This window comes from Aurantimonas litoralis (genome assembly GCF_026153195.1).
Classification (GTDB): Bacteria; Pseudomonadota; Alphaproteobacteria; order Rhizobiales; family Rhizobiaceae; genus Aurantimonas; species Aurantimonas coralicida.
Genome location: NZ_JAPFBM010000015.1, coordinates 23,112 through 38,014, shown reverse-complemented (window position 1 = coordinate 38,014; position 14,903 = coordinate 23,112). Strand labels below are relative to the sequence as shown.

The window sequence follows — 14,903 nt, the reverse complement described above, 5'->3', positions numbered from 1 at the left end:
CGGGGCAGCGCGACAAATACGGATACTCGTACGCGTGTCGAAATCGCCGAGCCGAGTGCCGAAACGTTCGACCTGCCACTGTCGGTCTTTCCCTCAGCGCACACGATGGATCTCATCGACAGGGCGATTGCTGGGGAAAGCTTCGTCGAGACCCGTCTCTATGACGGCGACAACGAGGCAGGGAAACTGCTGACAACGACGGCGATCATCACCCCCGTCCAAGGGGAGGCGACGCCGCCCGCTCCTGCGAATCCTGACGGGAGCCCTTCGCTGGTCACTGCAATGCGCGACATGCGCAGGTGGCGGGTGGCGGAGTCCTATTACAACAGCGACAGCAAACTGGACGGCCTGCCGCTGTTCCAGACAAGCTACATCCTCTACGAGAACGGCGTTTCGGACGACATCATGATCGACAACGGCGACTACGCGTTCTCGGGTTCATTATCCAAGCTCGAGCTCGCGTCGGCGCCTGACTGCCGGAATCGCTCGTGAAATGTGCAAATCTGATACACGATCCCCATCGCCCACGCATCTTCCATTTCCCGAAACCCGCGGTTGAGAGGGGGCGCGAGCGTGAACTCCCACGATCTGATGCCATGCATGATCAGATCGATGGCGGCCTTTGCTATGCCCTACATCTTGAGGCTGCGCAGCATGGTGACGAGCCGTTCGACGAACCACCTCCGGCCGTCGTCGACGATCCAAAGGTCGACCTGGACCTGCTGACAGGCAACGAGCGTCCTTCGGCCTAGCCTTGTAGCAACAGGGGCTTCGTCCGGTAGGTGCCGACCGTCCGTGGGCCGATCACCAGCGTCCGCACGACCCCTCTGCCTGCCTTGCCGTCGATGCGGAGCTTGGCCACGCCGTGCTCGCGTGGAGTGAGGGACGGCCGGAGCGGTTCCCCTGTCGCCGCGATGTCGCGAGCTCGGTGAAAGCCAGCAGCGTGTCAGCGTGGGGGAGCGGGGGCGTGTACGTGAAACCGCGCACCCCGACCAACTACAGCGAGCCGGCGCGCCACCTCATCACCGGGTCGTCGTGGACGTGCGGTTCGATGCGAGGACGGCGCCCACCCTGTGAACTACGACACAGGCCCTCGTTCTGTCAGCTCACGAGGGCGGCGAGGTTCGTGCGGATCCGTTTTGCCATCTCGCCCTTGGGAATGCCGAATGACGACGCCAGCATTGAGGTGGCCCTGCCGACATCGGCTGGCCGGGCAGCGTCGTCTCCCTCTCGCGCGAACGGACCGTCTGTCTCCGTCAGGATCCGGTCGATCGGGACCACGGTCCTGACGATGGCCGACATCCGGTCGGACCGCATCATCGCCGCGTTGATCGAGAACCAGCATCCGAGGTCGACGGCTCGCCGCGCTTCGGCCTTGCTGCCGGAGAACCAGTGCAGGACGACGTTCGACCGTCCCCGGGGTAGGTGCGCCTCCACCATGTCCAGAACCAGCGTGGCCGCGCGGACGCTGTGGACCGAGAGCACCTTGTCACCGGCAGACGCGCACGCCACTAGGACGCGTCGGAACACCTCGCGCTGGCGCTCCAGGGAACGGAAGTGGGCACGTCCGGCGTCGAGGCCGACCTCTCCGACGTACCGTGTCTCGGGAAGCAGCGCCTCGAACAGGGCGATCTCGTCCCCGTGGTCCACGACAAGCTGCGGGTGCAGGCCGAGTGCAGCCCTGACGTGTCGGGTCGCCGAAGCGAGATTGTGGTTGCGCCGCCAAGCGCGAGGCGTCGTCGTCACGGCGAGGGTGTAGAGCCCCGCCGCGTCGCACTCGCGCACGAGCTCCTCGAAGTCCGGGAAGAGGTCGAGGTGGCAGTGGAAGTCGACCAGGGCCTCAGCCATCGCGACCATCAAGCGGCCTCGCCTCGACGTCTCCGAGGACCTCGGCGACTTCCGCCATGCCGCGTCGGTAGACGCCGACGAGGTCTGGCACGATGGCGGCGTCCTCCAGCAGCGGGCCTGGCTTGTAGACCCATGTCTCGGCCAGTTCCGGCCTCTCCCGAAGGCGGGCGATCGCGTATTGGAAGCCTCGCACCTGCCGTCCCTTCGCTTTGGTCGTATCGAGGACCTCGGAGGTGAGGTCGTCGAGTGCATACCCGGTTTCGTCCCTGCCGTCCCACGGCGTCCGCAGGAGCGAGGCGCGACGGATAATGCAGGGGAGGCAGTAGCCGCAATGGGCGTGGTCGCCCGCATACCAGCGCCTCGTCGACGGGTGCGCGCAGGACAGCGACAGCGGCGCCAGCGCCTCGAGGGCGGCCGGGTTCGCGCACCCGTCGACCATCTCACCCTTGGTGCGGTCCCAGTAGGGGTTCACGACGCGGCCCTGGATGCCGACGGTCGCGAGCAGCTCGTTCCAGCGGTGGATGTAGAAAGGATGCGTCGTCCGCGTGCTGTTGCTTCCCAGCCGCGTGACGTCGAGCGGCACGTTCAGCGAGATCAGGCCGTTCTCCGGAACCCGGAGATCGAACGGTCGGCCGAACGACGACCCGGCGAACGCCGCGGCCGCGAAAAACAGGAAGGACCGACCGCGGGTGGAGTTCTCGCCTCCGATCCCGGCGACGAGGTTGCTCGGGATGGTCATGGCCAGGCGGAGCCGGACCGGACGCGCGTGATCCGCCTGACGGGCCGCAAGCTCGCGGAACAGCCTGCCTTGGGGCGCGCTCACGCCGCCTTCGCCGCCGTGGCTGACGAAGAGCGGAAACCCGCCCGCGTGAAGTTCGTCGACTGCCCCGATGAGACTGTCGAGGCCGCCGGAGAACAGGGAGACCCCCGTGAACGGATGTCGTGTCCGCGATCTCGGCTGACGCGACAAAGGCGGGCGGCCTGAGCGGGGCAGGGGGCGGAAGCGGACCGCCCACAGGTCGCCGGTCAGGAACCGGAGCATGCGCTCCAGAATGGCGGTCGCCCGATCCCAGACGGCGACGTCGGAGACGGGAACGACGATGCTGATCTCACGCGTCCACCCGTCCTGTGAGGCCTGCACCCGGTTCAGCCGCGTGTCCGCCGCATGGACGTGGGCCGCCAACGTGATCAGGTCGATGCCGACCGCAGTGGGAGTCAGGTGCCAGCCAGCGAGGTGCTTCAGGGCGCGGTCCACACCGAAACGCAGGCTTCCCGCGGCGTCGAGGAGATCGAGGGTGGTCGCGACCGTGTCCACGGCGCGCGGCGGCCGGAAAGCGTCGGCGGGGCCCAGGCGTCCGAAGATGACGTACTTGGTCATGCGTCGCCTCCGTCGGGATCGTCGGCGTAGCCTTCGAGCACGCCCATGGCCATTGTATAGATCCGTTCGATCGCCGAACGGACGCCGGCACCGGACATCAGTCGGCCCACCCCCGCCATCGCGGACCTCACCGCGCCGTCGACGAAGTCCCGGACGTCGGCCTCGGCCGACGCCGCGTCCTCGATGCTGTCGGGGAGGAGCACGATCCCATTGGCCACCGCGTTCTTCAGTCGGTTGTCGATCGTCCCGACGATGAACCGCTCGATCAGGAGGTTGATTGTCTCGGCCGTCGGCCTCTCGAGATCGATGCCATCGACGTCGGACAGCTCGTCCACCGCCGTCATGTAGGCGTCGCGGTTCATCGACTCGTCGAGGTCGCCGCCCTCGCCGCAGACGACGTCGACGAGCGAGGCATAGATCTCGCGGATCGAGCGCTGCGCGAGCGCGCCGAGATCGAGCCTGCGGATCACTTCCCTGATGCCGTCCCGGGACGCGTCGAACAGCAGGTCGGCCAGCCGCCCGGCGGCACCGCCGCTCGACGTGGCCGCGCGCCGACCCGCCGTCGCCGCGCCTCCCGCTCCCTGCCGGACGTAGGAGGCGAGGGCGCGGGCGACATGTCCCCGGTCTTTGCTGCCGCCACCGCGCAGGTGCCGGTTCATGAGCGTCCGGCCGGGACGGAAGTAGGCGTTCGGCGGCGGCTCTGGGGGGCCGGCAACTGCGTCCCGGCGCGCGTTCCGGTCGCCTGCGGCGTCCGGCCCTTCGTCCGCTCCGTCGGCGGGCGGCGGCGCGCCTTCGGGCTGGCCGTCAGCTCCCGAAAGCCAGGAGGGAAGGAGCGGGTTGCCGTTCTTCGGGCCGGCGAAGGGTGTCGAGGTTCCCATCCGTCACTCCGCGCCGCCGTCGACGGGAACGTGCTTCAGCGCCCTCTTGAGCGCTTCGGAACCTTCCCGGGTCCACTTCGCTTTCAGGGCCGCGAGCCGGGCTCGGGCGGCAGGCGTCGTCACGCCGACGTCGAACTTCGTGGCCGCCCAGCCGCCCAGCTTCTTCGGGGCGATCTGCTCCGCCGTCTCGACCAGGCGCAACTCGTAGGCAGGGTGCGCGGCGACGAGCGCCAGGAGGCCCTCGACGACGGCAGGCGCCTTCCCCGACGTGTTCTCCGTCAAGAGCTTTGACTTCAACCCGCGGAAGACCAGCTCCACCTCGGCGCCCTTGAGCGACTTCAGTTTCGCCTGAGGCCCGCGGGCCTGCATGCCGCCGGCCAAGAGGCGGTCGAGGATCGACCTGACCTCTTCCGACATCGGCTTCGCGCCCTCGACGAAGCTGTGGCGGTCATTCACTACGAAGAGGTAGGGCCGCAGGTTGAGGGAGCCGATCGCGGGCTCCACGGCAGCCCAGCGAAGAATGTCCGGATCGGTCGTCCATGCCGTGACAAGGCCTCCCTCGCCGGGAGGGCCTTCCGCGACTTCCGGCCCGTCGACATCGTCGTCGTTCCCGTCGCTTGCCGCCTGCTCGCGACCCTTCCGCACCGCGCTTTCCATCTGCGCGACCTCGACGCATCGCCCGTCGTCCGATGCCGCGGCCGACGCGCCCATGTGGGCGAAGACGGTCGTGGGCAGGTACAGTTCGGCGAGCATGATCTTGGCCAGGACTGCGGGCTTGATCGCGTCCCCGAACCCGCGGGCGTCCGAGATCGCGAGGCGGAGCATCAGGGCGTTGAGGAAGCGCTTGATGAGACGGGGATTGCCCTTCGTGCCCTGGGCGAGGACCGGACTGATCTCCGCTGCCGTCGCGGCGGCCTCAGCCACCTCCGGGGGGACGTGCTCGCCGAAGGCGACGCGCAGGTCCGAATCCTCGATCGCGACGCGCTTCCAGGGTTCAGACATCCGCGCACGCGCCCTTTCGAGGAGTCGCGTGAACGGATCGCCGCTCTCGTCGACGAGGGAGCCGACGAGCATCATGGTCACGTAGATGCGTGTCTCGGCCTCGCCGAGGGACGGGATCCGGAACGGGACCTGAATCAGCTTCTCGAGGTAGGCTCGCGGGTATCCGCGGTAGGCCTCCTCGTCGGGCAGGTCCTTGAAATGCTGGCGGACCGCGTACTCGATCATCCGCTCGTCGGCCCCGACGACGAACGCCGTCTTCGGCAGCGAGACGAACAACCTGATCGCCTCGAGCGTCTGGATCGCCGTCTCCGGCAGGCAGCGGTCGAGGTCGTCCACCAGCACGACGAGGCGGCGGATCTTCGCGTCGGACAGGAGCTGCGCGAAGGCCGCGCGGAACTCGTTCAGTTCCTGCGGCACGGTCTTGGACGGGGCACCTCCCTCCTTGAGCACCCCCTTCACCTCGGCGGCGGCGGCCTCGGCGTTCTCACGCGTCATCAACTCGCCCGGGGCCGACATCGCGGAACCGACCACCGTCGCGATGGTCGCCACGGGAAGCCCGGTGGCCAAGTCGAATGCGAGGCCGCCGATCCGCTTGGTCGCCTTCAACCAATCGATGCTGTCCCTGACACGCCCGAACGTTTCCTTGACCTTGGCGTAGGTGCCGCGGCTCTCGACGAGCTGGGTGACGACGCTCTCGATCAGGGCGATCTTGGCGTCCTCGAATCCCTGGTATTCCCACCCGTTGACGCGGATGCAGAGACTGTCGCCCGCTGCGGGTCCGGCGCCTTCCTCGAACTCCGCCTCGATCATGTTGAGGACGCTCGACTTGCCCGCGCCCCAGTCGCCGTGGACGCCGATCGTCACCGACGTATCGGCGCGCGACCGGATGAGTTTGACGACGACCTTGGCGATGGCCTCGTTGCGCAGGAGATCGACGCGCGTCTCCTGGTCGACGATGTAACCAAGGGGCTTTTCGTCATCCGACATGCCTATTCACCCCCCCCCGATTCGACGGTCGCTCGCGTTGGAAGTCTATCCGCGATCGTGGAGGTTGTGGAAGTCGGCGCACGGTCTTGTCACGCCGACGGGCGATTGGCTCGAGTCTGATCGAAGGTCCCCTCGGGATGGACCACCCGGTGGGGGCCGACCGGGCCGATCCGCGCGTCGTCCGGCTCACAGCCTCGCCTGCGGCCCGGCGGGTCGCCACGTCGGCGGCGCCGTCGAGCCAGATCACCGAAAGGGCTATGCCCTCGTCACGTTTGCTCCACGGATGGTTGGCGGTCGTTCGGGGGTTCCAATCGGAAAATTTCTCCGATTTGCGAGGGGCGTCCGGAAAATTGAAGGCTCTTCGAGCAATCATTTTCTGGAAGCAGATCGTCATTGGCATCATTGCCACGGGTTGGGCTTTGGCGGCCCTCGGAACCGAGCCCAAGGACGCGGTTCTGGTCCGCGAAAGCGTATGCGACCCGACGTCCTCCCGCGCCTCTGATGAACTAATTAAATCGCCGGCAAAGAAATCCGGATGCGCCAGGAGGCACCCTGGATGAAAGTGGCATCACCACCGTGATTGCGGGCTACCTGCCTCACGATGGCGAGACCAAGTCCTGCACCTGGTGAGCTGGGACGGCCTTTTCGGAAACGGGTGAAGATGTCTTCACCCAGAGCTCCCGACAGCCCCGGCCCTTCGTCCTCGACATCGACGTATATGAACTTATCCGGAGACGCGTCTGTCTTGATACGCACACGCGCAGTGCCGCACCCGTGGACAAGGGAATTATCCAGGAGGTTGCGGACCATGTCGCGCAGATCGTCTGAAATACCCCTGATCACGACAGTATCCGGGACGTCGATCTCGATTTCCCGGCCCGCCTCTTCGGCTAGCGGAAGGACCATGGCCGCCGCTTCACGCACAATCCTTGAAAGGTTGACGGAGACCATCCCTGTCTCCACGTTGGAATGCGCCGAGGTTTCCTTACGTGCAAGATCCAAGAGCTGGTTGACGAGCCTGTTCATCGTCGCGATCTCGCCTTCGATCTTCGGCCAGTCCATGACGTTTCTGATCTTCGCCTGCTGGAGGCGAAGATTCAGGACGGCCAACGGGGTGCGCAGTTCGTGTGCAGCGTCGGCAGTGAGCCGTCGTTCCTTCGTATAGGCGTCGGCCAGGCGCTCGAGCGCACCGTTCACTGCGGCGACCAAGGGTTGGATTTCGTTCGGCAAGCCTTGGGTGGCGATACGGGCGGATGGGTTCGCTGGCCCGATGCGGCTCGCGTCCTTTGAGGCGCGCGCGACGGGACGAAGGCTCCAATCCGTGACCGCCCAGATGATCAGGAGCGAGATGAGTGCGAATGGCATCAATACGAGGTAAAGACCTTCCGCCCCCTCCTCAATCAGGCTGAAGGCAAGCGCGTCGTCATCGGGGTCGCTGCGGCCCACAACCAAGGTGTGGCGATCAGGCGCTCCCGCCGAAAGGGTTGCCATAGGATCCGGCATTGCCCCAACGAAGCGCAGCGGTCCGAAGCTCCCCGATGGGGGAGCTTCGATAAGGGGAAGCGGAGCGGAAAGGTTCGAGGACGATGCGATCGGCATCTGCGCTCCGTCGTAGAGCGTGTAGTAAAACCCCGAGGCGCTGGAGGCGTATAAGGCTGCCGATCCGGGGGCGATGTTCACACGGACATTCCCGTTGCCGGCGAGCGTCATGGCGTCAATCAACTCTCGCGCCTGACCTTGCAGCGTTCGTTCGTGGAGGTCGTCGCCGACCGCGTAAGCCTCGAAGTAATAATACCCCGCCGAGCCCCCGACGCCGAGAAGGAAGACCAGAGACATCGCGACGACCAGGCGGCGACGCAGACTATACTCACGTCCCAAGGTCATCTCCAGGAACGATCCGATAGCCGATTCCGCGCGCGGTCTCGACCCGCACTCCAGCCTTTGCCACCGCCAGCTTCTTTCGCAGGCGAGAAACGGATGCCTCCAGCGCGTTGCTGGTAACCTCCTGATCAAACGAGTAGAGGCGATCCTCCAGCGCATCCTTTACCACGATGCGGCCCGCGCCGCGCATGAGCACCTCCAGAAGGGCTGCCTCTCGACGTGAAAGTTCGAGCGGAACATCGTCGACAAGCGCGTGCCGCGCTGTCGCGTCGAACGTCAGGCTACCGCAGGTGTATGTGAACGAGGCCCGTTGACCCGGGCGGCGAAGCACGGCGCGCAGCCGCGCCTCCAATTCCAGCAACTCGAACGGCTTCAGAATGTAGTCGTCGGCGCCGGAGTTCAGGCCTTCCACGCGGCTTTCCAAACTGTCGCGTGCGGTGATGATCAGGGCCGGCAGCCGATCAGCCGTAAACGCCCTGATCTGCGACAGGACTTCCATGCCGTCCATATCAGGCAACCCGAGATCCAGTACCATCGCATCATAGGATCCTGTCGCCACTGCGGCGAGAGCCGCGTCTCCCTGCGCAACCGCGTCAACCACGAACCCACGTTGAATGAGATAATCGGAAATGATCTCGCGCATGGCCGAATGATCTTCAAGCAGCAGGATCTTCATCGACGCGTCCTTGGTCGACAGGTCGCTCGACCAGCCTTGACCCCAAGCTGCCTCCTCATCCTGACCGCACTCTGACGCGGACGAAAGGTTCCCCGTCGCCGCGGGAGCGAACGGCGAGAACGCTCTGAGGTCCATCATTATCACGGAACACCTTACCTCGTCAGGATGCCGTCAGCTTCTCCCGCGAGGGTGGGTGTGAACGATTGCTTCGGGGGATCGCCAGAAGCCCGCTTCACACGAGACAGCCGACTTCGCTGGCGGCTGAGACGATAATGGGCGCGACAGCCCGACGGGGAACCGAAGCCGATGTTTGACTGGATCGTTGCGCTGGTGGAGCGGACAGGGAGCATCGGCGTCGCACTTCTCATGTTGGCCGAGAACGTCTTTCCGCCTGTCCCCTCGGAACTGATCATGCCGCTCGCCGGGTTCTCGGCGGCCCGGGGGGATCTCAATATCGTCGCGATCATCATTGCCGGTACGATCGGCTCGCTCCTGGGTGCACTGCTCTGGTACTACATAGGCAAGTGGATTGGCGCCGAAAGGCTCAAGCGCTGGGCCTCCAGACATGGCCGATGGCTAACGATCACGCCCGAGGAGGTTGATCAAGCTTCGAACTGGTTTCATCGCCACGGCGGCATGGCCGTCTTCATCGGTCGTCTTATACCCGCGGTGCGGACACTGATTTCGGTTCCCGCAGGTGTCGCCGGAATGCCGCTCACCCCCTTTCTGCTCTACACGATCCTCGGCACGGTCATCTGGACCGCTTTCCTCGCCGGGGCAGGTTACTTTCTCGAGTCCCAGTACCAGAGGGTGTCCAACTGGGTGAACCCAGTCTCCAACGTCGTGATCGGGCTGTTCGTCCTTTGGTACATCTATCGCGTCGTCACGTTTCGAGGACGCAGGACATGATGACGGAAGCCCCCTCGAAGACCGCAGGCGAAGGTGCTCCCTTCCCGGACCCCGCCGTTCCTAGCGAGGCCGCCAGGGCGGGGCATGGCCTGGGAAAGGTCCAACGAATTCGAAAGCAGGTTCTGGCTTTCGGCTGCGCGATCGCCGCCGCACTTCTTCCGTTCATCCAGTCGACATGGCCGGTGAGCGGCATGGCGCACGAGGCGGTCGAGATTCTTGGGCTCGCGCTGATTGCCCTCTGCGTCGTGGGGCGCTCGTGGTGTACGCTGTACATAGGTGGACGCAAGACAGCGGAGCTTGTCGATCTCGGCCCTTACTCCGTCAGTCGAAATCCCCTCTATCTCTTCTCGTTCATCGGTGCCGCCGGCGTGGGCGCCCAGAGCGGCAGCATTTCCGTTGCGGTCCTATTCGCGGCCCTGGCAATTGCCGTCTTCCGTCCTGTCGTGCTTATCGAAGAAGCTGCTCTCGCCCGCTGCTTCGGCCCCGCGTATCAATCCTACGTTTCCCGCGTACCGAGGTTTGGCCCGCGCCTGCGGAACTGGCGCGATGCTGAATGGCTCCGGACGCGGCCCGAGCTTTTCCTACGCACCCTTGTTGACGGCTTAGCCTTCGCGGCGGTCGTGCCGCTCTTCGAGGCGATCGACTGGCTACAAACGTCCGGCTATCTCCCGGTGCTCGTGCACTTGCCTTGATCTGGACGGGGCACCCAGTAATCTGCATCGACAAGGTATTCAGATGTTTGATCTATTACTCGCCCTGACGCTTGGCGTTGTGGAAGGGTTGACAGAGTTCATTCCGGTCTCCTCGACCGGCCATCTCCTGCTTCTCGGTCACTTCCTCGGCTTCGAGAGCAATGGTTACACGTTCGAGGTCCTGATCCAATTAGGGGCGGTGCTGGCGGTGGTCAGCGTATATTTCAGGAGACTCTGGCAGATGTTGATCGATCTGCCTCGCGATCGCAGGGTCCAGCACTTCGTTACCGGAATTCTTCTTGCTTTCCTACCCGCTGCTATCGTCGGCGTTCTCGCGCACGACTTCATCAAGACAGTACTGTTCGACTCTCCGATACTGATCTGCATCACGCTCATCCTGGGCGGCGTCGCGCTTCTCGCGATCGACAGATTGACCATGCAACCAAGATATTTTGACATCGTGCGATACCCGTTGCCGCTTTGCCTGAAGGTGGGAATCTTTCAGTGTCTGGCGATGGTCCCCGGGGTCTCTCGCTCCGGAGCGACGATTGCGGGAGCACTTTTGATGGGCGCCGACAAGCGCTCGGCAGCGGAATTCTCGTTCTTTCTCGCCATGCCGACGATGGCGGGCGCGTTCGCCTATGATCTTTTTCAGAATCGGGATTTGCTGACCGCCGATGATGCAGCCCAGATCGGAGTGGGCTTCTTTGCGGCGTTCGTGACCGGCGTAGTCGTGGTGCGTCTGCTCCTCGATTTCGTGTCTCGGCATGGCTTCGCGCCGTTTGCATACTGGCGGATAGCTGTGGGCACTGTTGGTCTGGTTGCGCTCTGGATGGCCGGATGACGACGCAATGCCTCATTGAAGGCGCAGAGGTCGATCGGCATCAAGCAGCCAGCCGTCAGCTACCCGCATGTGAACATGGAGCACTTACGTCGGGTACAGGGGCCAAGATCTAAGCGAGCATCAGGCCTGAGTTCGGCGCGTGATGCCAGAACGCGCCGATCCCGTACGAGCCTGAACAGCCCATTCGTCCCGGATCTGCTTTCTTTCTGGCTGACGAGCTATCAGGTCTGTGAAACGCGATCAGTTCCTGGGTAGGATTCGCTCGACAGCAAGCCTACTACTTATCGACGGGAGTTCGGCGCAATGCCGCTGTGAGCCTGTCGATTCCCAAGGCGGCCGAAACAGCTTCAACGAGCCGTTGAACGAACTCAATGAACGGCTCGATTCTTGGGACGCTCACGGCGGCGCCGGCCAGGATTCCGACCCCGGCGCCAGTGAGAATGTCGATCGGAAAGTGAATGCCGATCGCCACGCGGGACCATGCTACGAGCAACGTCGCCGCCGTCGTGAGCGCTGCGAGCTGGACCCTTCCGCACAGCGCGAGCGTTGCGGCCACCGCAGCCATGATGGCCACATGATCGCTTGGAAACGAACTGTCGCTCGCATGATCGAGCACGTTGCCGGCCAGACCTATCATGAAGGGTCGCGGTTCGAACACGAAAAACGAGACGATGCCGGAGACCGCCAAAGCGACCGCCGCGGAGATGCAGGCCCGGATCCCTGCCTTGCGATCCGAAACGTCATTCCGGATCCAGAGGCCGATCAATACGATCGGCACAGCGAAGATCACCCATTGCGCAACCCACGTCTCCAGCGGCGCGAGGGGAGCGGCGGCTAGATCATGAACAGCGCTGTAGATCGAAAGGTCAAATGTCGTCGGCATGGATCCCTCATTGTCCTAGTAGGAGAATGGCGGGTCAGGATCGTCCGGACGTGGCCGGGGCTATACGATTTGGTATAGCTGACGCATTTACAGCGAGGACGCTTCGTTCCCGCAGACGGTGTGGCCTGGCGGGATTGGCGCCGTTCGCGACCACCGGGCCGGGCTCGCTGCCCGAAACATCAGACCACCCCCAGCACGAGAAGCCAGGAGCCGACTGCGAGGCCGCCGTTTGCAACCAGCAGGCAAAACACGGCAGCCGAGCCGAGATCCTTGGTCTCCTTGGCGAAGGTGCTCCATTCCGGCGACAGGTGATCGACGATGTGCTCGATTGCGGTGTTGATCGCTTCGGCGGCGAACAAGATTGCGAAGCAGATCGCCTGGGCGAGGATTGCCACCATAGACACGCCCGTCAGGGCATGTAGCAGGAACACGACGGAGGCGACGAGCAACTCGTGGCGGAACGCCTCCTGCCGCCACAGAACGCGCAGGCCGCCGATCGAGTACCCTGTGGCCGCAAAGACGTGGTGGAGGCCGCGCTTCTTCGGCACCGGGCCGGGAACGGATCGGGTGCGGCTCATGCGCGGGGCTCTTCCGTGTCGCCGCTGGTGTTGCCGGCGTCAGGATCTCGGCAGGGCGTGGTCAGGTCGAGCGCCGGTTCGTAGACCGCCGTCTCGACGTCCATCAGGCCGAGCACGGTGTGAAACAGATTGTCGTGGCTGAGCGCGTCGCCGCTCTCTTCGACGAGGCACGCCCGATCGAGCGCCGCGTCGTGCGAGAACCCATCGGAGAACCAGGCAATCATGGGGACGTGGGTCTGTTCGACTGGCGCCATGAAATAGGGAGCGGCGTGAAGATAGAGCCCGCTCTCGCCAAGCGATTCGCCATGGTCGGAGACGTAGATCATGGCTGTGTCGATCCGGTCTTCGTGCGAGGCCAGCACATCGATGATCTGCGCCAGATTGCGGTCGGTCTGGACGATCGTGTTGTCGTAGGCGTTGGTGAGCTCCTCGGCGGTGCAGTCGGCCAATTGGGGCGTCCGGCAATCGGGCACGAACCGTCGTGCTGACTCATCGTAGCGCTTGTAATACGCCGGGCCGTGACTGCCGATCTGGTGGAGGACAATGACGCTGTCGGTCTTCAGGTCGTCGATGGCGATCTTCAATCGGTCGACGAGCACGTCGTCGCGGCATTCGCCGCCTTCGCAGTAGCGCGGGTCGCCCGCCTCCGGGAGGTACTCGTGGGGGAGGCGGTCGGCGATGCCCTTCGAGCCGGTGTTGTTGTCGAACCAGGATGTCGCAACGCCGGCGCGGTCGAGGACGTCGAGAAGGTTCTCGGTGGATTTACCCTTGCGGTCGGAATAGTCGCTCCGCCCATAGACGGAGAACATGCACGGCAACGATACCGCGGTCATGGTCCCGCAGCTTTCGACGTTGGAGAAGGCGACGACGTCGCGTTGGGCCAGTTGCGGATTTGTATCGCGATCGTAGCCCAGAAGACTGAAGTTTTGGGCCCGGGCGGTTTCGCCAGCGACGACGACGAGAAGCCTCGGACGCTCACCCGCATTCGCTGGGGCCCGCCAAGCATCTTCGCCGAGCGCCGCCACGACCAGGTTGCGGTCCGCAAAGTGTCGATCAACGACCTTGCCGAAACCGACGATGGCGCCGGCAGGATTGAGGCTCGCCATGAGATCGCGATGATTGCGGAAGGTCGCGGCGAAGGTCGAGAAATTGGCGAAGACGATGGCGAGGACGACCAGGATGGCTGGCGCGATGAAGGCGGTGTTCCAGCCAGCCTTCGCCAGGATAGTGCGATGACGCACGCGCACGAGACAGATGGCGAGGGCGGGCAGCGCGCCGAAGAGGATGACGTGCAGGAGAAAGTCGGGGGTGATGAGGGCGCCGGCTTCCGCCGGCGTCGTGGCGACGGCGTTCTGGATCATGTCGCGGTCGACGACGATGCCGAAGCTGTCGACGAAATAGGAAGAGACCGCGGCCACGAGGACGAAGAGGATGAAGGCGGGCTTGATGACGTATTTCATCGAGAACATCGTCAGAAGGGATGCGCCGAGAAGGACGATGGCCACGCCAAACGCCGCGAAGGCGAAGGGGTGGCCGTCGAAATAGGTCCATCCCTTGATCCAGAACGCCTGGTTGGCGGTGGCAAGAACGAAGATGGTGACGAGCAGGCTGAGCTGAATGCTAGTCAGGCTGGGGCGTTTCATCGGCAGGAAGCTTCCGGGGCTGTTTGGACGGCGGACGGGCCGCGCAGCATTCGATGTGTGGTGAGAGGGCCGTGAGCCGAGGGCATGCGCAGGGTGTCATCGGCCCCGGTCGTTTCGCGGCAACCCGACGGGTCAGGCCATGTGACGCATGCGGGGCAGCATCCGCTTGAGCGCCCCGGTCCTGAACCAGAAATGCTGGGCCAGCGCCCCGACGACATGCAGTCCGATCAGGGCGAGCAGCGGGTTCCAAAAGAAGGTGTGGTAGCCCGCCAGGTCATCGCTGCCGGTGAACCAGGCTGCGAGGCCGAGGATCGGCATGGCGAGGAGGACTGCGTAAAGCAGACCATGGGTGATCCGGGCGAGCATCGCGGCCCAGTTGGGCTCGTTTTCGGGATGCGGCGGGCGTCCGTTGACGAACCGGTCGAGTAGGCGAAGCGCGGCGGCGACCAGCACGAACGTGCCGAAGACGATGTGGGTATAGCCGAGCAGGATCGTGATCTGGTCGAGGGCCTTGCCCTCGAGCGTGCCGTCCCAGAAAGCGACCATGAACTCACCCTCGATCCACTGGACGACGATCAGAATGACGATGGTCCAGTGAAGGAAGACGTTGAGGGCGGTCCAGTCGGACCGGTGGCGTGTCGCGGCCATGATGGTGAGCTCCGGGGAGGCGAACAGGTTTCAACCCGTTCTGCAATCGGCAGATG

At 64.4% G+C, this 14,903-nt stretch carries 15 protein-coding genes; 5 read left to right on the top strand and 10 right to left on the bottom strand.

Annotated features, from left to right (window positions below; translation table 11 throughout):
* Together N7I30_RS20675 and N7I30_RS20670 are read left to right on the top strand one after the other, a co-directional pair.
* The coding region (locus tag N7I30_RS20675) for an EipB family protein (RefSeq protein WP_498640947.1) at window positions 1-492 on the top strand (492 nt) is incomplete at its 5' end.
* 104 nt (window positions 493-596) lie between these two features.
* Complete coding sequence (locus N7I30_RS20670) at window positions 597-752, top strand: hypothetical protein (RefSeq protein WP_188078005.1); 156 nt, start codon at window positions 597-599, stop codon at window positions 750-752.
* 349 nt (window positions 753-1,101) lie between these two features.
* On the opposite strand, the gene qatD is transcribed toward N7I30_RS20670, so the two are convergent.
* From qatD to N7I30_RS20640, 6 genes are all read right to left on the bottom strand, one after another.
* Entirely contained in the window at window positions 1,102-1,857 is a 756-nt protein-coding gene (qatD, locus tag N7I30_RS20665) for a Qat anti-phage system TatD family nuclease QatD (protein ID WP_230789224.1), read from the bottom strand.
* Complete coding sequence (qatC, locus tag N7I30_RS20660; protein ID WP_230789100.1) at window positions 1,841-3,226, bottom strand: Qat anti-phage system QueC-like protein QatC; 1,386 nt, start codon at window positions 3,224-3,226, stop codon at window positions 1,841-1,843. The genes qatD and qatC overlap by 17 nt, the downstream gene beginning before the upstream one ends.
* On the bottom strand, window positions 3,223-4,104 hold the full coding sequence (qatB, locus tag N7I30_RS20655) for a Qat anti-phage system associated protein QatB (protein ID WP_230789098.1): 882 nt from the start codon (window positions 4,102-4,104) through the stop codon (window positions 3,223-3,225). The genes qatC and qatB overlap by 4 nt, the downstream gene beginning before the upstream one ends.
* Before the next feature lie 3 nt (window positions 4,105-4,107).
* On the bottom strand, window positions 4,108-6,093 hold the full coding sequence (gene qatA, locus N7I30_RS20650; protein WP_498640946.1) for a Qat anti-phage system ATPase QatA: 1,986 nt from the start codon (window positions 6,091-6,093) through the stop codon (window positions 4,108-4,110).
* A gap of 510 nt (window positions 6,094-6,603) precedes the next feature.
* Window positions 6,604-7,929: a sensor histidine kinase gene (locus tag N7I30_RS20645; protein ID WP_230789095.1), complete on the bottom strand. Its 1,326-nt coding sequence runs from the start codon at window positions 7,927-7,929 to the stop codon at window positions 6,604-6,606.
* 31 nt (window positions 7,930-7,960) lie between these two features.
* Window positions 7,961-8,650: a response regulator transcription factor gene (locus N7I30_RS20640; protein ID WP_370195758.1), complete on the bottom strand. Its 690-nt coding sequence runs from the start codon at window positions 8,648-8,650 to the stop codon at window positions 7,961-7,963.
* Between the two features lie 306 nt (window positions 8,651-8,956).
* Here N7I30_RS20640 and N7I30_RS20635 point away from each other — a divergent pair, with 306 nt between their 5' ends.
* The 3 genes from N7I30_RS20635 to N7I30_RS20625 are packed head-to-tail and all read left to right on the top strand — an operon-like array spanning window position 8,957 to window position 11,095.
* The gene (locus tag N7I30_RS20635; protein ID WP_228241656.1) at window positions 8,957-9,559 is read left to right on the top strand and encodes a DedA family protein; all 603 of its coding nucleotides are present in this window, start codon (window positions 8,957-8,959) and stop codon (window positions 9,557-9,559) included.
* Complete coding sequence (locus N7I30_RS20630; RefSeq protein ID WP_228241654.1) at window positions 9,556-10,251, top strand: methyltransferase family protein; 696 nt, start codon at window positions 9,556-9,558, stop codon at window positions 10,249-10,251. The genes N7I30_RS20635 and N7I30_RS20630 overlap by 4 nt, the downstream gene beginning before the upstream one ends.
* A 37-nt stretch (window positions 10,252-10,288) precedes the next feature.
* Window positions 10,289-11,095, top strand: coding sequence for an undecaprenyl-diphosphate phosphatase (locus N7I30_RS20625; RefSeq protein ID WP_230789221.1), 807 nt, complete (start codon window positions 10,289-10,291; stop codon window positions 11,093-11,095).
* Between the two features lie 277 nt (window positions 11,096-11,372).
* Here N7I30_RS20625 and N7I30_RS20620 read toward each other — a convergent pair whose 3' ends face one another.
* The 4 genes from N7I30_RS20620 to N7I30_RS20605 form a co-directional block, all read right to left on the bottom strand.
* Complete coding sequence (locus tag N7I30_RS20620; protein WP_230789089.1) at window positions 11,373-11,978, bottom strand: undecaprenyl-diphosphatase; 606 nt, start codon at window positions 11,976-11,978, stop codon at window positions 11,373-11,375.
* Between the two features lie 179 nt (window positions 11,979-12,157).
* Window positions 12,158-12,556 (bottom strand): diacylglycerol kinase, encoded by a 399-nt coding sequence (locus N7I30_RS20615; RefSeq protein ID WP_230789087.1) that lies wholly within the window; start codon window positions 12,554-12,556, stop codon window positions 12,158-12,160.
* Complete coding sequence (locus N7I30_RS20610; protein ID WP_230789085.1) at window positions 12,553-14,199, bottom strand: phosphoethanolamine transferase; 1,647 nt, start codon at window positions 14,197-14,199, stop codon at window positions 12,553-12,555. Before N7I30_RS20610 ends, N7I30_RS20615 begins: the two co-directional genes overlap by 4 nt.
* Before the next feature lie 132 nt (window positions 14,200-14,331).
* Entirely contained in the window at window positions 14,332-14,847 is a 516-nt protein-coding gene (locus tag N7I30_RS20605) for a cytochrome b (RefSeq protein ID WP_187390913.1), read from the bottom strand.
* Between the last annotated feature and the right edge of the window lie 56 nt (window positions 14,848-14,903).